The 18,943-nt window shown below is 44.3% G+C and carries 17 protein-coding genes and 2 pseudogenes; 10 read left to right on the plus strand and 9 right to left on the minus strand.

Features of this window, described 5'->3' with window-relative positions; genetic code table 11:
- Nucleotides 1-75: 75 nt before the first annotated feature.
- The 3 genes from AB4384_RS04455 to AB4384_RS04465 all read right to left on the minus strand — a co-directional run bounded on the left by AB4384_RS04455 (nucleotide 76) and on the right by AB4384_RS04465 (nucleotide 4,654).
- On the minus strand, nucleotides 76-2,433 hold the full coding sequence (locus AB4384_RS04455) for a zinc/cadmium/mercury/lead-transporting ATPase (RefSeq protein WP_137001571.1): 2,358 nt from the start codon (nucleotides 2,431-2,433) through the stop codon (nucleotides 76-78).
- Nucleotides 2,434-2,586: 153 nt separating this feature from the next.
- The gene (locus AB4384_RS04460; RefSeq protein WP_017065289.1) at nucleotides 2,587-4,050 is read right to left on the minus strand and encodes an MATE family efflux transporter; all 1,464 of its coding nucleotides are present in this window, start codon (nucleotides 4,048-4,050) and stop codon (nucleotides 2,587-2,589) included.
- A gap of 187 nt (nucleotides 4,051-4,237) precedes the next feature.
- A complete protein-coding gene (locus AB4384_RS04465) occupies nucleotides 4,238-4,654 on the minus strand; it encodes a CBS domain-containing protein (RefSeq protein WP_017060213.1) in 417 nt (138 codons plus the stop codon).
- 302 nt (nucleotides 4,655-4,956) lie between these two features.
- Between AB4384_RS04465 and AB4384_RS04470 the strand changes: the two genes are divergently transcribed.
- Together AB4384_RS04470 and AB4384_RS04475 are read left to right on the plus strand one after the other, a co-directional pair.
- The gene (locus AB4384_RS04470; protein ID WP_017060212.1) at nucleotides 4,957-5,190 is read left to right on the plus strand and encodes a hypothetical protein; all 234 of its coding nucleotides are present in this window, start codon (nucleotides 4,957-4,959) and stop codon (nucleotides 5,188-5,190) included.
- Between the two features lie 171 nt (nucleotides 5,191-5,361).
- Nucleotides 5,362-5,658 carry a hypothetical protein gene (locus AB4384_RS04475; protein ID WP_372128967.1) on the plus strand — a complete coding sequence of 99 codons (297 nt, stop codon included), beginning with the start codon at nucleotides 5,362-5,364 and terminating at the stop codon, nucleotides 5,656-5,658.
- Between the two features lie 98 nt (nucleotides 5,659-5,756).
- Here AB4384_RS04475 and AB4384_RS04480 read toward each other — a convergent pair whose 3' ends face one another.
- Nucleotides 5,757-6,743 carry a glycosyl transferase family protein gene (locus AB4384_RS04480; protein ID WP_081090248.1) on the minus strand — a complete coding sequence of 329 codons (987 nt, stop codon included), beginning with the start codon at nucleotides 6,741-6,743 and terminating at the stop codon, nucleotides 5,757-5,759.
- A gap of 167 nt (nucleotides 6,744-6,910) precedes the next feature.
- Between AB4384_RS04480 and AB4384_RS04485 the strand changes: the two genes are divergently transcribed.
- A complete protein-coding gene (locus AB4384_RS04485) occupies nucleotides 6,911-7,519 on the plus strand; it encodes a TetR/AcrR family transcriptional regulator (protein ID WP_372128957.1) in 609 nt (202 codons plus the stop codon).
- A gap of 123 nt (nucleotides 7,520-7,642) precedes the next feature.
- Nucleotides 7,643-8,137: a peptidylprolyl isomerase gene (locus AB4384_RS04490; RefSeq protein WP_048609354.1), complete on the plus strand. Its 495-nt coding sequence runs from the start codon at nucleotides 7,643-7,645 to the stop codon at nucleotides 8,135-8,137.
- A 130-nt stretch (nucleotides 8,138-8,267) separates the two neighbouring features.
- Here the strand turns inward: AB4384_RS04490 and AB4384_RS04495 are convergent.
- Nucleotides 8,268-8,384 (minus strand): annotated as a pseudogene (locus AB4384_RS04495) (cytochrome c); the annotation flags it as partial.
- Here AB4384_RS04495 and AB4384_RS04500 point away from each other — a divergent pair.
- Nucleotides 8,382-8,507: pseudogene (locus tag AB4384_RS04500) on the plus strand (MarR family transcriptional regulator); the annotation flags it as partial. The pseudogenes AB4384_RS04495 and AB4384_RS04500 overlap by 3 nt on opposite strands.
- A gap of 100 nt (nucleotides 8,508-8,607) precedes the next feature.
- On the opposite strand, the gene AB4384_RS04505 reads toward AB4384_RS04500, so the two are convergent.
- From AB4384_RS04505 to AB4384_RS04520, 4 genes are all read right to left on the minus strand, one after another.
- Nucleotides 8,608-9,474, minus strand: coding sequence for a DMT family transporter (locus AB4384_RS04505; protein WP_017060207.1), 867 nt, complete (start codon nucleotides 9,472-9,474; stop codon nucleotides 8,608-8,610).
- A 110-nt stretch (nucleotides 9,475-9,584) separates the two neighbouring features.
- Nucleotides 9,585-10,682, minus strand: coding sequence for an alkene reductase (locus AB4384_RS04510; protein WP_017065285.1), 1,098 nt, complete (start codon nucleotides 10,680-10,682; stop codon nucleotides 9,585-9,587).
- 14 nt (nucleotides 10,683-10,696) lie between these two features.
- Complete coding sequence (gene gloA / locus AB4384_RS04515; protein WP_017066787.1) at nucleotides 10,697-11,074, minus strand: lactoylglutathione lyase; 378 nt, start codon at nucleotides 11,072-11,074, stop codon at nucleotides 10,697-10,699.
- A 203-nt stretch (nucleotides 11,075-11,277) separates the two neighbouring features.
- The gene (locus tag AB4384_RS04520; RefSeq protein WP_017068098.1) at nucleotides 11,278-12,213 is read right to left on the minus strand and encodes a LysR family transcriptional regulator; all 936 of its coding nucleotides are present in this window, start codon (nucleotides 12,211-12,213) and stop codon (nucleotides 11,278-11,280) included.
- 690 nt (nucleotides 12,214-12,903) lie between these two features.
- Between AB4384_RS04520 and AB4384_RS04525 the strand changes: the two genes are divergently transcribed.
- The 5 genes from AB4384_RS04525 to AB4384_RS04545 all read left to right on the plus strand — a co-directional run bounded on the left by AB4384_RS04525 (nucleotide 12,904) and on the right by AB4384_RS04545 (nucleotide 18,908).
- Nucleotides 12,904-13,515 carry a magnesium transporter gene (locus tag AB4384_RS04525; RefSeq protein WP_372128958.1) on the plus strand — a complete coding sequence of 204 codons (612 nt, stop codon included), beginning with the start codon at nucleotides 12,904-12,906 and terminating at the stop codon, nucleotides 13,513-13,515.
- A complete protein-coding gene (locus AB4384_RS04530; protein ID WP_372128960.1) occupies nucleotides 13,515-14,504 on the plus strand; it encodes an efflux RND transporter periplasmic adaptor subunit in 990 nt (329 codons plus the stop codon). Before AB4384_RS04525 ends, AB4384_RS04530 begins: the two co-directional genes overlap by 1 nt.
- 310 nt (nucleotides 14,505-14,814) lie before the next feature.
- Entirely contained in the window at nucleotides 14,815-16,791 is a 1,977-nt protein-coding gene (locus AB4384_RS04535; protein ID WP_372128961.1) for an alkyl sulfatase dimerization domain-containing protein, read from the plus strand.
- 191 nt (nucleotides 16,792-16,982) lie between these two features.
- Entirely contained in the window at nucleotides 16,983-17,471 is a 489-nt protein-coding gene (locus tag AB4384_RS04540) for a hypothetical protein (protein ID WP_372128962.1), read from the plus strand.
- 363 nt (nucleotides 17,472-17,834) lie between these two features.
- A complete protein-coding gene (locus tag AB4384_RS04545) occupies nucleotides 17,835-18,908 on the plus strand; it encodes a YafY family protein (protein ID WP_114633194.1) in 1,074 nt (357 codons plus the stop codon).
- Nucleotides 18,909-18,943 lie beyond the last annotated feature (35 nt).

An 18,943-nucleotide genomic window follows, 5' to 3' on the forward strand; every position in this document is an offset into this window, starting at 1 on the left:
GACAAAAAGCGCCTTTAACGTATTACCGCTAAAGGCGCTTTTATATTAAGAATGCTCTATGTCGGTGAGCTCGATTTAGTCCGCTTTAGATTTAAATCGAAGCAGACGCAATGCGTTCAATGTCACCAATGCAGTTGCACCACTATCCGCTAAAACTGCCACCCACAAACCGGTAATACCTAACAAGCTTGTCACCAAGAATACGACCTTCAAACCAAGCGCAAGGGCTACGTTTTGACGGATGTTGTTCATGGTCGCTTGCGACAGTTCAATCATCGCTGGCAGCTCAGTTAAACGGTTATGAGTCAGTGCTGAATCCGCCGTTTCCAAAGCGACATCCGTACCACCACCCATTGCGATGCCGACATTCGCCGTTTTCATTGCTGGTGCATCATTAATGCCATCACCGACCATCGCCACGTGCGACTGTTGAGATAACTCCTCAACGTAAGATACCTTGTCGCTTGGCAATAGGCTTGCCTTGTACTGCATACCAATCTTGCTACTGATCGCTGCTGCACTGCGCGGATTATCGCCGGTCAACATGATAGATTGAATACCTAATTCATTAAGTCGTTCAATCGCAAGCTTAGCGTCACTGCGTAACGTATCTTGCCAAGCAATCAGACCAATCACCGTCGTAGCTTGCTCTGTTGATTCTTCTTGATCTTTAACCTCAAGAGCAACCACAACCGTCTTGCCCTCACCTTCTAATGCTTCTACCTGAGAAACCACATCGGCACCAAGTTCGAACGTGACTTTAGACGGTGACAGAACCTGATACTTAACACCATCAACATCCCCTTCAACACCACTACCAATCAACGCTTTCTTGTTGTGTGATTCAGGAATCTCAATATTCAGGTCTTTTACTTTAGCGACAAGTGACTGCGCCAACGGGTGAGTAGAGCCAACTTCAATCGCCCCAACCACACGCAGCATCGCGTCTTGTTGCCACCCCGATAGAGGTTGAATATCCGTAACCTGAGGCTTACCTTCGGTCAGTGTGCCTGTCTTATCGAAGGCGATGGTTTGGATTTTACCAAGCTGCTCTAGCGCTGCGCCGCCTTTAATGAGCGCACCACGTTTCGCTGCTGCTGCTAAGCCAGAGGTAATCGCTGCAGGAGTCGAGATAACCAAGGCACACGGACAAGCAATCAACAATAGCGCTAGGCCACGGTAAACCCATGTTTCCCATGGCTGCGCAAACAACAATGGTGGTGTGATGATGACCAACAGAGCCACTACCATCATTAACGGTGTGTACCAACGGCTGAACTTATCGAGGAATCGCTCTAGTGGTGCTTTACGAGACTCTGCTTCTTCAATCAGATGAAGAATGCGATCGATCGCGTTCTCACCCTGTTTTGAAGTGATGGTGATACGAACCACTTTATCGACCACCACAGCGCCAGCCATGATGCTATTGCCTTCGATGTGTTCAACAGGAACAGATTCACCGGTTAACGCACTTTCATCAAAGCTTGCCGCGTCTGTAATCAATTGGCCGTCAGCAGGTAAACGAGAGCCCGCGGCCACTTCAATCACATCACCTGGAACCAGTTCACTGACTGCTACTTCTACACGCTCGCCGTTGATGATCTTAGTCGAGTTTTCTGGTACCAATGCCATTAGCGCTTGAACGCCACTTCTTGCTCTTGATGAAGCAAACGCTTCTAAGCGCTCACCAATCAAGAACAACAATAGAACCATCGCTGCTTCCGCAGTTTCGCCAAGGTACAAAGCACCCAGCGCGGCAACACTCATTAAGGTTTCAATAGCAAACGGTGTACCTGAACGCGCCAGCTGAACCGCTTTCTTCGCCACCGGATATAAACCAAGCAGACAAGTTACCGTAAACAAGCCTTCACTTAATTGAGGTGAGGTGATTTTTACAAGCGCCGCAAACAGCATTGCCGCTGCAATCGCGATAATCTGTAAATTAGGTTGGATATAAGCTTGCCAAAAAGTCTCAGGTTGTTGTTTTTCTTTCTTTGAACCGACTTCCGTAAGAGGGAAACCCGTTTTGATAGAGACCTGTTCAATGGTGTCGGCAAGGCTTTCATTATCGAATTTCACAACCAGCTTTTCGGTAGCAAAGAGAACCTTCGCTTGAATAACACCGTCAATATTGCTGATCGCGTTTTCTATTTTTCTTGCACAAGCTGGGCAGTCCATTCCGGCAACCAGCCAACTTTTCGAAAATTTGGCATCGAGAGATAAAGTTGAGGACTGACTGTCTTCTTCTCCACTATCCGACGAACTACAACAATCATCTCCAGACGATGACGAAGCAGCAGAAGAGCTACAACAACCAGATGAAGTACCTGCTGCTGTGATGCTTGAAATTTTAGGGCTAGAGCAACTTGCTCCTGCCGCTTGAGGTTGAACGTCCACTTTTGCTGAGCGGCACGCTGCATGTTTTGCGCACATAATGTATCTCCTTAATACTCAAAAGCCTTGAGGTTGTTGCTAACTTACGAGCAACAGAACCTTAAGTTCATCAAAAGTATAAACCTTGGAGGCTACTCCAAGGTCAAGAAGAAGTTTTCAAGAAAACAAAAATATTATGCCAGCGCCGATGGCTTACTGAGATTTAAGCTCCGCACACTCTTCACGGTTAGCGGATACATCATCAATAAGAACCGCATCGTGTGAACAGAATGGCTGAGTGTTCAAGCTGACAATCGACACATCATCTTCCACTGGATCAACTTGAGATCCTTGCATCAGTTCAGCGATATGATGTCGAAGCACCAAGATACCTAAAATTCCGAACAAAACATTACCCAAAGCTTGACCATAGAGAACACCCAAAGCGCCATACCATTGCGAACCTAGATATACGAACGGCAGAGTACCTAACGTCGCTTTACCCAAATTCAATGCTGTCGAGTAAAGCGGTTTACCTAGGTTGTTGAAAGACGTGTTGGCAACAAATAGTGCACCGTTAAAGGTGAAGGTTAACGCCACATAGGTACAGAAAGCCGCCACAATGATTGCTGCATCACCTTGTAAGCTAAAGCCTTGAATGACATAACCTTGAACGAAGTACAACAGAATACAAACAGCGATGGTGTATGCCGTAGTAACCAGTAATGAGTTATTGAGTGTTTCTTTTACTCGGTCCATGCGTTCAGCACCAAAGTTCTGACCAATGATTGGCCCCACAGCGCCAGACAAGGCAAAGATAACCGCAAAACAAACTGGCGTCAGACGACCTATCACGGCAAAGCCCGCGACAAAATCCTCACCATATTGTGCGATACCCGTTGTTACAATCGCATTACCGATAGGCGTTGCGGTATTGGTGATAATCGCAGGCAGCGCAATCGCCAATATTGGTCGAATATTAATGCGCCATTGCACAAAAGAAGGCGGAGCTACCAGCTGATGGCTGCGAATAAGAGGATAAAGCGAAAAGAATAGCACCGAGAAACGAGCGACAACCGAAGCGATAGCCGCCCCTTCGATGTTCCAACCAAAACCAAAAATAAACAGAGGATCGAGAATCGCGTTAACAATGCCGCCAGACAAAGTTGCCCACATCGAACGTTTGGCATCACCTGCCGCTCTTAAGCCCGCACCCGCAGCCATCGCTAACGCCAAAAATGGACCACTTGGTAGCAAAATCTGTAGGTAAGCTTGAGCGCGCTCGGCTGCAATGCCTTTGGCGCCTATCGCGGCTAGCAGCTCTGGAATATAAGCGAACATGATTGCAGTTATGGTTGAACTGATAACAAACGCAGTCAGCATGATACTGGTGCTTAGGTTTCGAGCGTGCTCTTGATTCTTGGAGCCGATGGCTTTGGACACTAATGCGCCCATGGCAATGGAAGTACCGATAGAAACGGAGGTAGAAAAGAAAGTCAGCGTACCTGCAAAGCCTACCGCAGCAGCCAATTCAACCTGTCCGAGCATACTGATAAACAGCATGTCGAGCAGATCGACCACAAATAACGCCATCAAACCGACAGAGCCAGCCCCCGACATCACCAATATGTGGCGCATCGTTGAACCTTCAACAAACTTTGCCGTTTGATTTGACATGAAACCTCCAAAAGTTGGAATACCCAAGAGCTAAAGCCTAATCAGCTGTTCAACTGTTCAACTGTTCAACTGGCTAGGGATCCAAAAAGAAAGGATCGACCAAGAAAAGCGCTATACAGAAAAAAGGCGCTAGTGCGCCTTTTTTCAATTGAGAGTATTGAGAAAAATAATCGTTCTTAACACGCTACTATACCTGATGTTTGAAGCATTCTTCCAAGTTCTTGCCAATTGCTCTCAAAACATCAGTTCTGGTGATAATACCCACCAGTTTTCGATTATCGATCACAGGGTATGCTTTAGGTTTTCCAACCTGCATCATGTCCGCCAATTCAATAATGGATAAGTCAGGTGACACCGACAGCACTTCTTGGTACATACAGTCACCCACAAGGTGTGTGTCTTGGCAGAAGTAACTGACCTTCACAAGTTTCTCGAGTAAATCCTGCTCTGAAAGGAAGCCAATCACTTGTTCGTTATCATCGATTACGGGCCCACCCATATGGTGGCTACGCATCACTTTGTCTAACGCTAGACTTAACGGCATATCAGGAGTAAATGTCACAACCTGCTGCGTCATGTAATCTTTCACTTTAATAGAATGCATTGCGTTCTCCCTAAATACTTTGCGTCATATATTTTCTATCTTGTTAAGTTAATTGTTGTCTAAAATCTTGATTTTACTAAATGGATTTCAACAATTTTATTGATAGGCAAAACCTAACAAGACAAAAAAGTGAGACAAACAAAGGGTTGAGCACGTTTTCGAACGCCAGAAAAAAGAAAAAAAAGAGCCCTTACAAAGCCTTACTTTCCCTTGCTTAACCTTACTTAGCCGAGCTAGCCTGCGTAAATAAACCCTGTAATCTTCACCTCACTAATAATTAGAAATCCCGTTTTAGGAAGTTTATGCAACACGACAACAACATGTACGCGTATATTTACGCAGGTAACGACGGCACAGAAAACACACTCATCGCCACTATCGATAATCAAGAAAAACCGCTGATATCAAGCTGCGTTGATGAGATAAAACGCATGTCATGCTTAGCCATTGATTTAGCAGCAAAACACGACCTAAAAGTGAAGCTGGTGAAATATCAAAGAGAACAAGAGATCGACTTCGGCCTATTCGTTAAATAGTGAATCCGACACTGATTTGGTTAATCACGAACTGGCAGCCACAGTAGCAATAGCAATAGCAAAGCATTAGCGTGAATGGCTGCCGAATTCGACCTGACAAGCCGAGCGGGTAAAGGCTATAATGATCAGACGGCGCCCTTGCCGATTTTCATTGTCCAAATACGGTTTACTATGTCCTCTCAAACCTCACCTAAAACGTATCTAACGAATTCCTTATCTAAGTTAAAAAGCTACTTTAGTGAGTTATTGGATTTCCAATCACGCATTTGGGTGGTTCATATCTTTGAAGACTCCATTACCGATCAATCGTTTGTGATTAATGAGGATGGCTTTAAAGAACCGCTAGAGTGGATGAAGAACCGTGATTACCAAGCGAGAATGCTTGATCGTGTTGATAAGATGAAAATCTCACAGGTGATCGAGATTCAGTTCGAAGACAAAATGCATCGCTTGATGCGAGTGAAGTAGTGCTATTGTTTGGGCACGCACGAAAAGCCATTACTAGAAATTAAGCATAAAAAAGGCCAGCGCTCGCTGACCTTCTCTCATTGATTACAAACCACCATCTAACGCGCACAATACTCATGCCACAGGCGCACCGCTTTCTGGTATGCCTCAGTTTTATCGTGCGTTTCTGCAAAGAGAATGGCTGTCATGCTGTCGACAACGGTATTCGCCATTAGCGCCATCTCTTCAGCCGATGTGCCAAGTACACATTGACTAGGAAGTGGCAACTCTAGGTTCATCATCTCTTCCCAGTAGAACGATTCGACTTTGTCAGGGGAGCTCATCCATACCGTTTGGCTAACTTTAGGATTATATTCCGACTCACCGTTCATCCCTTTGAATGAAATCACCGAGTGGGATTTGTTTCCAATAACATGCTCAACTTCCGCATGAAGTTGTGGGAAGCCAGGATGGAAACTGCCACGCAAACCTAAACGGCCACCACCAGGATTCAATGCTCGAACTACCGTGTTAATTGGTGTTCTCAAACCGTAACGGTGTTTCCAACCAATCATGGTTTGTGCTTCGGGCGCAAAGTTAGCTAGCGGTAAATAAGCAATGCCGTCTTGTTCAAGAATCGACTTAGCATGTTCAGGGTTCTCAGCACTTTGTACACCGACATCTTGCAAATGGCTTTCAACGTGCGTCCTACCGCTCGGCTTATCCATATAGCCGTGCATTAACACTTTATAGCCATTGTCAGCGAGTATTTTTGCTGCCAACAAGTTCCAAGGTTTGCCACTGGCATTATCGTTACGCTTACCTGCATAACACGGCCAATCAATATCAGCGCCTAAATCTGGCACTCGAGATTGAAACGCTTTTACAAAGCCAGCGATCTCTTCATTAGTTTCATTCTGCACACGAATCAGCATCAGTAGCATAGCCATTTGGTCGTCACCGACCTCTCCGCTTAAATACTCATCCATGATGCGGTAGGCTTGTTCGAACGATAAAGGCTTACGCCCTCTTTCTCCTCGTCCAACTGTACGAATACACTCTAAAATACTACTCATTGATTGTTTATTCTCTTCCGTTGATATCAATAAAATTCGAATACACTTTCGATTCTATGATACCCACAGTGCATTGCAAAGCGATTCAGTTGCTATCGACCGAATTACCATTACGCGGATTGGTGTTCTAAAAGTAAACTTACTGGTGTAAAATTAGCGTATGCAATGCTAACCGCGACATATTGAGTAGTATCCCGATGACTGTAAAAAAAACGCTGAGCCAAAGAAAACGTGAATCGATCGTTGCCGCTGCTATCGCAGAGTTTACTGAGCATGGCTACAAGGCCACCAGCATGGATAAAATATCGAGTCGCGCAGAAGTATCAAAGCGCACCGTATACAATCACTTTGCCAGCAAAGAGCTGCTTTTAGATGAGATTCTAGACAGCATTTGGAGCAAAACTCTGGCCGCGACGCAATTCCCTTATCAAGCAGAACTGCCACTTGAAGAACAGCTTTCCTCGATAGCCAATCAAGAACTTGAGTTACTTGAGTCTGAAGGCTTCATCGACCTGTCACGTGTACTGTTCTCTGAGTATTTCCATAACGCCGAACTGGCGCATCAAGCGATGGAAAAATATTCCCAAGCAGAAAGTGGACTTACAACCTGGATTAAAGCCGCGTTGGCAGACGGTCGTTTAGTAGAACTAGACCCACAATTCGCCTCCACGCAGTTCATTGGTCTGCTTAAGTCTTTTGCGTTTTGGCCGCAAATCATTGGTCATGTGCCGTCACCGGATGCTGCGCACAAACAAGTGATCATTACTTCAAGTGTCGAGATGTTCCTTAAACAATATCAGGCGTGATTTTGGTGGTTGATGAGAATTCAACCACAATAAAACCATCACTAGTATCTGCTGTTATTTTCCCTATACTGCAACCCACTTTCGTCATTACGACTCAGTAAAACTTCAACTTTAGGTAACCCTATGATTACTTTCACCACCAACTTTGGCGATATCGAGATTGAACTGAACCTTGAAAAAGCGCCAGTAACGTCGAAAAACTTCCTTAAATACTGCCAAGACGGTTTCTACGAAGGCACGACATTTCACCGTGTTATTGAAGGTTTCATGATTCAAGGTGGTGGTCACACTATCGACATGACAGAAAAACCAACTCGTGCCCCAATCGTCAACGAAGCAAACCGTGGCTTGAAGAATGTGATTGGTTCTGTGGCAATGGCTCGTACTGATGCACCACATTCTGCAACGGCGCAGTTCTTCATCAACCTTGATGACAACGATTTCCTAGATCACACCTCAACAACCAATGCTGGCTGGGGTTACGCGGTATTTGGCAAGGTTTCAGCGGGTATGGATGTGGTAAACAAAATCGCTGTCGCACCAACAACCATTCGTTGGGGACACGAAGATGTGCCTTGCGAAGATATTGTGATTACTAAAGTCACCATCAACGAGTAATTCATTCACGTCCTTTCCCGCCCCTAGTGCATTCGAATTGATAGCACAAAGAAAAGAAGGCTGTGCGATAGGACTATGGTGGTAAGGGTTCGACTTTACCACCTGTATTCAAAGCTCGTTGTTAAAATCGTTACCAACGAGAACGATAAGTACGGTGACACCCTTTGCACGTCTTATTCGCAGAATTTAACCCTTGCTCTGCACTCGACAAGTCTTGTTCAACACTCGCCTGATAAGGCTCAGAAAAGCACTTGAAGAACAACTCGTTCCTATCCCCGTTCGTTTAAACAAAGAGTTGATGAACGAGTTAGATGCTGAAGAGCAACAACAAATGCTCAAGCTACTTCAGAAAGTAGTCGCGGCAATCTGATCTTACCGCGTTCACTGCTTAGCAAGCTTAGTGCTTAGAAATTATTACACTCTGAACGTGTATTGAAAAACAACCCACACTCGGCCTTGCGCCGAGTGTTTTATTTTCGTCTCGACCATTTGATATAGCAAAATAGTGAAGCAATGATCACCGCCCCACCGAGCAGCTTCTGCATCTCTACACTTTCGCCAAGCACACTCACACTTAACAGCAGCGTCCACACAGGCTCAAGAATCATGATCAATGCCGCCACTTCCATGTTCACGGAGTGCTGACCGACCGTTTGTAGCAAGTAACGAATAGACGTTGCGATCACCGCAGAGACAATAAACCAGAAGACTAAGGTTTTGGTGATTTCGAACTCCGGCTGAGCTGTCATAGAAGCAAAGGCTAAACCACTCACACCCACCACAAACAGTTGCACACAGATTGATGCGATAGGCTTGATATTGGTAATCACACGCTTGTTCATCACAAAGTGAACAGACAACAACATCGATGCTAGTAAGAAATAAATCTGACTCTGCTCAACATGCCAGCCGTTACCCAAAGTCAGCAACAGCATGCCAATAATCGCGATCGGGAAAGACATCCAAAACGCGCGATTAGGCTTAACTCGAAACAAAATCCAAGACACAAACGGTGCAATGATCATGGCTAAGCTCATGATGAATGCCCCTTCCGACAAGCTTTCAGTCACCGAAACTGCAAACACCCAGACTTGCAGTGAGGCAGACAGCAACAAACCCACGCCGCAAAGAGACAGAATCTGCTTAAACGAAAGCTTACGAATATGGTGAATACAAAATGGCAGAAGAATAAGACTCGCCACTAAAAAACGCACACCAATGAACACTGGTCCCGGCATTTCCAATACCACCAGCTTAGATGCAATCCATCCAACCCCAGCTAGCAGGGTGGCAAATAGAAGGTAAAGCTCTCCGCGCATCGCTTTCACGTTCATCATTTTACTTAGTCCAATAACAAAAAAAGCAACCCGACTCTGCAAGGTTGCTTTTTATAAACATTCAACAGGATCGAGATACTATCTCAATACTCTGCTTCAGGCAGCTGTTTTTAGCCTGCGTATTCTGGGTAATCCGTTAAACCTTTTTCAGCACCACCGAACAATGTGTTTGGATCGTGCGCTGCAAGTGGGTAACCATTTTGAATACGAGCCGGTAAATCTGGGTTCGCAACGAATGGACGACCAAAACCAACCATGTCAGTTACGCCTTCAGCAACGGCTTTTTCGCCACGCTCGCTATCGTATTTACCCGCATAAATAAGGACACCCTCGTAGGCTTCACGAACTGCTGCTTTAAATGCTTTTGGCGTTTCAGGTGCATCGTCCCAATCAACTTCTGCAATGTGTAGGTAAACAATTTTGTATAGGTTAAGTAGTGCTGCCGCCGCTGTGTAAGTCTCTACTGGTGTAGCGTCAACCGTACCATTCAACGATGTGAACGGAGCAAGGCGGACACCAACACGGTCAGCACCAATCGCTTCAACCATAGCTTCAACCACTTCGCCTAGGAAACGTAAACGGTTTTCAATTGAACCACCGTATTCGTCAGTGCGGTTGTTTGCTTCAGAATCGATGAATTGGTTGATTAAGTAACCATTCGCTGCGTGAAGTTCGATACCATCAAAGCCTGCTTCAACCGCATTCAAAGCCGCTTGGCGATACTGTTCAACCACCTCTTTGATGTCTTGTTTCGTCATTTCACGAGGTTCAACCACATCAACAAAGCCCGGTTCATCAGTACCGTTATCGATGAATACCTTTACGTTTTGTGCTTTAAGTGCAGAAGACGAGATTGGCTGTTCACCACCAATGTTGTCTGGGTGTGTTACACGGCCTACATGCCAAAGTTGAGCGAAGATAACGCCCTCTTTTTCATGTACGGCATCAGTCACTTTTTTCCAACCAGCGATCTGCTCATCAGAATAGATACCCGGAGTCCAAGCATAGCCTTGACCCATAGGTGAAATTTGTGTGCCTTCAGCAATAATCAAACCTGCAGAAGCACGCTGAGCGTAGTAAGCCGCCATCATATCGTTTGCTGAATTACCAGGTTGCGTTGCGCGAGAACGCGTCATCGGTGGCATAACAATACGGTTTTTAAGCTCGATATTACCAAGTTGAATTGGTTGAAATAGTGCGTTTGTCATTGTTATATCCTCGATTAACCTAGTTGAATCAGTTCGATTTGGTAGCCGTCTGGGTCAGTAATAAAAGCGATATGAGTTGAGCCGCCTTTCACTGGACCCGCTTCGCGAGTGACGTTGCCACCTAGCGATTTGATTTTGTCACATGCTGCGTAAATATCTTCTACACCCAATGCCAGATGACCAAACGCGCTGCCCATCTCGTACTCATTCGTATCCCAGTTGTACGTTAGCTCGATAGTCGTGCCGCCTTGCTCATAGCCAACAAAAACCAATGTGTAGCGGTACTCTTTGTTTTCGTGGCGTTCAAGTTCCTTCATTCCCAATACCTTGGTGTAGAACTCGATAGACTTGTCTAAATCAGTAACTCGGATCATTGTGTGTAGGAATTTCATATTTCGCCCTTTTTAGCCCAGCAACCTGAGCCGATATAATCGTGAGTGGAGGTTACCCACTTCTTTGTTAGGGTTAATATACGAGCTGACAGCAAATAAATGAAATTATCATAAATTCTCATTGTGATAATTTTTTATTATAGCTCACTTAATACAAGTGATTTGTTAAGAAGATATTTGGCAAACAAAAGATAGGGCGACGATCAGAAAGCGGAGCGCCAACTGTTTAGTGATTTAGACATGTCATTAGTCGTATTGATGATCTGCTCTCTCAACCACTTATGTGCCGGATCGGTGTTCTGTTTTTTCAACCAAATGAGGTAATGAGAGATAGGCTGATAATCGAAAGGCGGTTTGAACAACTGTAACCCAAGACGTTCCTGATACTGGTTCGCCATAGAAAGCGGCACAACAGTGATGTAATCAGTCTGGCTACACAGCATTAGGTTACTGGCCATAGAGCTGCCGTGAATTACAATTTTACGCGAGGATAAGTCTAACGAAGTGTAGTGAGTCAAACTTCTTACTTGGCGACGTGTTCTGGCTAAAACCGCATGTTGCTCACTGAGATATTGCGCCTCGGTGATCTCACCTTTGATCCTAGGGTGCCCATTTCGGCAAACAATCACAAACTCACTGTCGTAGAGCTTTTCGCTCATCATGCTTGAATGCTCAGGCAACACAATGTCGATCATCAAATCAAACTTCTGAGTTAATAGATCCTCATGGACTTGATCATCACTATCTGGTTGGTCATACACCTCAAGAGATAAGCCTTGGTTAGATAACTGAGAAAATCGATCGAGCAACATCCACTTTAAATGTTCGGGAACCGAAGCCACAAACCTGCGCTCTGTACTCGCTTCATCAAACCCAGCCATACCTTGAAACACGCCGTTGAGCTCGTGTATTGGCGCTTTGATTTGCTCATACAAGCTTTGCGAGTAAGCAGTAGGCACAACCCCTCGCCCACTGCGCACAAACAACTCTTGGCCAATTTCATTTTTCAGTCGGCCGAGCGCAGTGCTGATCGTCGATTGATTGGTATTCAAATGATCGGCAGCCTTACTCAAACTGCCCTGCTCCATCACCGCTGAAAACACAGCCAATAAGTTAAAATTCGGAATGTCATTACTCATGATTCAGTGCTCATTTGGCGATAGATTTAATTATCTTATCGTAAAAGCGATAGAATGAAACAACGGATGCTCATTGAGAAAACAAAACTGAGAAGGAAGCATCATATGGTAAAGAGCAAAAATGTCAGAACAACTCACCCTAGACTGGTCGGAGTATTCAATATTTCCGTCCTGCCTTATTGATACTTTTATAGCCACTTCTATGATCCAGGCTAATTAAATAGACATATTTTATAAGCCGAGTTTGAACCTGTTCAAATAAACCCACCTCACGTTTAAGCAACCACTCAATTCATCGTAATTACGATAATTCAATATCGCAATAATGCGTAGATAGCACCAGTTACACTTCCTATTATTTCGCCAACAAATCAATTCTTAACCTAAACAGAAAACCTAAAAATGTGTAGATGATGGTGTTGCACACATCACGGAAGACGGCCTTAAAACCCAATGCAGCAAACGAACCTATCAATGGTAGACGTTACTTAAGAATGATTTCGCCAGGTGTTTTTAACACTCTATTCGCGAGAATGCGTTGTCTACGTGGTCAAAGCGATTTTTAATTGTCATCTAGTACTTTTGACTCAGTAGGTCTATACGGTTACGTGAGTTCAACACCTCTTTCAGATGTCTTCTAAAAGTCTTGTACCAAGGCTGCACTTTCTCTCTCCTTATTTAGGTTGAGATATGAACTTTATAAAAATCGTTTTCCAGAAAATCTGGGCCGTTGTGATGGTCTTGATTAAATTCTGCCTGTTTATGGCAGTGATGTTTGCGGGAGCATGGGCTCTTGCACCATTAGGCACAATCCATTCTAAAGACATCGACATGTCTCAATTCAACAATCATCCCAATGAAATGATGATGAACTTCTTCCAGATGGAGTCCTTCTCTGGTTACTTGTTCTCAGTGACCATTGCTGTGGTTTTAGCCGGTGTTTACGGCATGTGGCAGTTGCATGAACTGGGTGTGCATAAAGCAAAAGAGCACAAAAGCGCTCACGTTCAAATCGTGTTTGCACTGTCACTTTGCGGACTCTTCATCAGCAAAACATTCTGGGTTATCGCATTGGTTATCGCATTGGCGAACTGGAAACATATTGGTCAATCACTGAGTGATGTGATTCGCCGTGGTGTTCAGCCTAAACAAGACGCGACCAATACAGAGACAGCCGCAGTCCACGTATCACCTGAACAACCGGTAACAGAGCCGTCTTCAGTAGAGCAATCTTCAAAAGAACAGGCTTCAGAAGAAAAGACTCCAACAACACCATCCCCTACAGAAAAAGAGGTCGCATAATGAAAGAGATGATGATCCCATACATCCTAATCGTATGGTCACTATTTGCGACAGGTGCACTTAAAAAGAGCATCAAAAACTATACATGGGCTGCAATTGGTGGCGTGGTAATTCTAGCAGTGTTAGCGGTAATTTCTCGCTTGTGGGCCCCTGTTGATCTAACAAACTCAACCACTGTGAAAGCACCACACGCGGTAATGTCACCTATCTTTGGACAGCAGATCGACAAAGTGCTTGTTAAGCACAACCAAATGGTTAAAGAAGGCGACATAATCTACACTCTCGTCGACATCAATTCTGCCGCAGATAAAGCCAAGATCGAATCTTCAATTGTTCAGAAAGAAGAACAAATCAAGCAGATGGTTCGCGATTTAGAGCGTGCTGAAACGTCACCTGAAATCTTCAATATGCGTGACGTAGAAAAGTACGACTCAGATCTTCGAGTACTGCACGCTGAACTTGTGTCGCTAAAAGCCGATCTACAAAAAGTAAATTGGGCGCAAGAGAAGAAAACCATTAAAGCTGAGTTTGACGGTCAGGTATCGATAGTGAACATTGCTGAAGGTTCTGTAATGGGTAATATGCACCTCTACAACACCAGCAAAAAGTTTCTTGAGATGCGTATTTCAGACCAAACTTATGGCTATGTTCAAGTAGGAGACTTCGCTGAGTTCTTCGTTGATGCATACCCAGGCCACGTGTTCCGAGCAAAAGTACACAGCTTTAATGCCGGTACCGGTGAGTCGAGTATTTCTCCACTTCAGGGGCCACAAAGCGTCGGTCAACACGTGGTAAGAAACGGCAATGGTTTAGGTCGTACTATCGTACTTGAGATCATTGAACCAGAAGGTTACAACATCCCTATTGGTTCAACTGGCGCGGCTTGGATCTCAGCTGAGAAGCCACATCCGTTCTGGGGCTTCATCGATGTAATCGGTGCAGCAACGGTTCGCCTACAATCTTACAAGTCATACTTAGGTGCTTGGTAAACGATTAGCTCTTGATAAGCAATTAAATATTCAATGATTTGGCTGTTATTCACTCGTATCACAGCCACTCATGAACTAGCGACTAATTGTAAAACAAATGCCCTGAATTTCAGGGCATTTTTGTATCTGTTGCAAGCTCATTTACTAATTGATTTAGATCAAAATTAATCGCCAATACAATCGTTTATCAAACAAATCATCGAAAAAACGATAGATTGAAATATTATTAGCGCGTAGATAGCGACCTCACCCACCTCTATCATTTGGCTCAAGAAATCCAATTCCTGTATCCAAATATAAGGTCACTATCATGACTAACACATTCAAAAAAATGGCACTTCCAGTTGCAATCGCAAGTGCACTATTTGCTTCTGGCTTTGCATCAGCAACGCCTGTTGTTGAAGCAACATCAACGGTAGGCCAAGAGCTTCAAACCGCAAATGCAGCTCAATACCAAAACATCGATCTTGATGCGCGCTACAAAAGCGAGGTTCTATTCGAACACGAATCAAACATGTTCTGGGGTAAAGGCGATCGTATTAAGGTGCTTTCAAAAACGGGCGATTCACTGGCTTTCACAGAAGAGTCTGATCACGTACACCCAATCCTAACCAAGCACGGTCGTAAAATGGACCAAGCAATCATCAAAGTAGATGACAACGTATATCTTGGTTACGGTTTCGGTCTAGATACCCCCGTCATGATTGAAGGTACGGACGGCATCATCATTGTTGATCCAGGCGAGTCGGTAGAAATGGCTCAATCGGTTAAAGAACAGTTCCGTCAAATCACCGACAAGCCGGTTAAAGCAATCATTTATTCTCACAACCACATCGACCACATCTCTGGTGTGCGTGCGTGGGTGACTGACGAAGAAGTGGCATCAGGTGAAGTAAAAATCATCGCTGAAGAAGGCCTAACCGCTGCAGTGGCTAACTGGTCTTCAAACCTAGGTACTCTATTTGGTCACCGTACTTCTTACACAGGTGCTAAGCACGTAGAAGAAGGCGAGCACGGCACAGTAAACGACGGCCTTGGTCCGCGCTTCATGCAAGGTGCTATCTCGTTCATCGAACCAAACCTGCTTGTACCAAGCCAAAGCCACATCGAAATCGAAATTTCTGGCGTGAAAATGCACATCGAGAACGTGCCATCTGAAACTAAAGATGAGTTAGTGGTTTACTTCCCAGACCAGAAAATCCTGCACGCGGCTGAAGTACTTCAAGGTGAGAACTTCCCTAACCTTCACACCATCCGTGGTACTAAATTCCGTGACCCATCAATGTGGTTCAAGGGCATCGACGTAATGCGTAAGTTCGACACTGAGATCATGATTAACTCTCACGGTCGTCCTGTTGAAGGTAAAGAAGCAGTAGCTGACGTACTAACGGCTTACCGTGATGCGATTCAATACACTCATGATCAAACTATCCGTTACATGAACAAAGGTATGACGCCAGACGAGCTAGTTGAAGTAGTTAAACTTCCTAAGCACCTTGCAGAACACCCTTGGTTAGGTGAACACTACGGTACTGTTGCACACGCCGTGCGTCAGATTTACGTAGGTTACAACGGTTTCTTCGAAGCGGATCCATGGCAGCTAGAGCCAATGGCTTACGAGCAACGCGCTAAAGCATTCGTAGAGATCATGGGCGGTCGTGACAACATCCTTACGACTGCACAAGCAGCAATTAAGGCTGAGAACTACACATTTGCAGCAGAAATTCTTTCTTACCCAATCACGGTAAACAAGCAAGATATGGAAGCTCGTGAGATGAAAGCACAAGCTTACAAAGCATGGGCTGCAGACCAAGTGAACATCAACTGGCGTAACTGGGCGCTCAACGCGGCGGCTGAACTAGAGAACAAACGTGACTTCTCTAACATGATCAGCTTCGCTTCTGTTGACGTTCTTACTGCACTACCAAGCAAGCAGATCTTCGACATGATGACTTCAACGCTTATCGCAGAAAACTCGTTAGACGTGAACATGATGCTAACGTACAACTTCTCTGATACGAACGAAGCATTCACTATCGAAATTCGCAACGGTATTGCTCAGTTACACGAAGAAGCAGTGAAAGGCGCAGACGTTCAAATCGACACCACTCGTGCAGTATTGAACCAAATCTTGATTGCAGGTCCAAACGCTCAACAAGTGATTGGTACCAACCTACAGTCTGGTGCATTCACGTTCTCGAATGGCGACATCAAAGGCTTCGGTCAATTCATGAGCTACTTCGATAAGGCAATGACTCCAGAAGAGATCATGCTCATCGTTCGCTAATAGCGAGCTCGAACGGTCGCTCTTCGACGATAGCGTATTAGTAAACAATCAATAACACACTATCAACCGATGCACTGACCGCTTCACATGGACGACAAACAAATACAGGGACCCTTTGTGGTCCCTTTTTATCGTCAGGTTCGGCTGCTGCCGTCAGATTCTTAACCCTGTTATAGGTCTCGATAACCATTATGTTAAAACGATTTGCTCTGATTCTTTCACTCACCTCTTCACTCACGTTTGCCTGCGGTCTTCACCAAGAAACCGGATTTAGCTTAGTGACAGAGCCCGGTTCACTAGAAGTATTTGGCAACATCATTAATGCTCGACAAGATGACGAGTTCGGAAACCTAGATAAACCGGATCATTTCAAACTGTTTGCGATAAAGTCAGCACTCGCAAAGCCGCATCCGAGTAAGATTGAATTCAACTTATTTGAAGCGATTAAAGGTCACTACAGCCAAATCAGCATTGAAAAAGGCGTGAACGTTTCAGGAAGAGACACTTTGCCGACAGAGAACGATTTATTGCTTATTACAGAGCTCGACGTGTTCGATGCATTGGCCAACGGAACGATCTCTTGGGATCAAGCTACACTGAATGGATTAGTGGTAATCAATGGCCCCCAAGATAAACGCGAGCAATTAGAAGCTTGGTTCAATGATATTTTTGCTGAGTGATCGACTCATTCTAACCTTACTTGCTCAATGGCATTCCCCTCAATATTGAGCACAAACGATAACGAACCGATAGCAAGAAAATAGTGTGCTAACTGATTAAAAACACTTCAAAATCACAAACCACTCCCCTCTCAATTATATAAAGCCACCATTATTGGAATTAACATCACTTAATGTAAGCTCCACCTTGCAATTTTGTTCAAAATTCAACCTAGAAACAAATAGTTACAAAATACCCTCTGTAATTGGTGAAAAAGAAATCAATTACAATAATATCCACAAAAAAAATGTGACTTCCTGCGAATCTCCAAAATAAATTTGTGGTTAAATACTGCACATCATGAATCAAAGATAAGAGAAAGCATGTCTACAAAAGCATTTGGTGACTTCTATTGCTATTTACACTGCCTCACTTTACTTTCAACAAAGGAGCAGGGGCTCACACCTAAAGAGTATCTTGATGATGTTCGAAAAGAGCCTTTTTATTACCGTGGAGACACCTCACAAGAGGCTCAACAAAAGTGGGCAGAGCGCATATTAGACTCCGTATATAAATACCATGGAGTCCAAGGTTCTGGTCCGGCCGGGCATTCGGAGTTATTAGTACGTGACGGGACTGCATCGAAAGCTCGTTATAAAGTAAAAGAAGGCGTTGATTTTGATGTAAACCCTGGATTAAGTGATTCAATCTCAATGTTAGGTAGTATTGGCAATCAATTGCGAGAACGGCTTTTGCCGTCAGCAGGAGCGAAACTCAACGACGCCCTAAGGCTTATTTCAAGAGCAAAAACAACGCTAAATAGCGCACCATTCAAAATTCAAGTAAGTTGCTACGACTTTGTAGCGCCACAGGTTGAACAATCCGTGCTTTATGACATAGAAAGTGCACTTGAAAATAGACAAGTACTCTCATTTGATTACAACAATCATCGCTGTGAGGTTGATCCATACGCTTCGTTTGTCTATCAAAAAGTATTTTATCTTGTAGCTCGAGAGCGTTACAAAAGAAGCTCTAACGGTAGCTCCATGTCTGGAGAAATGCGTACCTATACGATGCACAAGATAAACAACATTGAAATACGCTCAAATCAAAGTTTTTCAATGGGTAACAAGTCTGAATTTTGCCTCCACGCTTATCTATCGACGACAAAGGGTAAATGGGTTAACGGCGGTGAAACGTTCGAAGTATTACTTAAAATGATGAGAGATTCTGAAGGTAACAGCAAGTTTGTAAATGAATTTAAACTGAGTGAATGCCAGGAAATAGAAGAAACATCGAAAAGCCACTACATTGTCAGAGCAAGGGCTAGAGATAGCTTAGATTTTAAACATTGGCTCATTCACAACGCAGATTGTGTGGAAATTTTAGAGCCATTAAAACTACGTCAAGATGTAATACGAGACCTTAAACAAGCGATGAATGTCTATTCACATTAGATAGCATAGTCATCATCATAGACAGGATCTTAAGA

Source organism: Vibrio sp. 10N.261.51.A4 (assembly GCF_041471945.1).
GTDB classification, from domain to species: domain Bacteria; phylum Pseudomonadota; class Gammaproteobacteria; order Enterobacterales; family Vibrionaceae; genus Vibrio; species Vibrio crassostreae_C.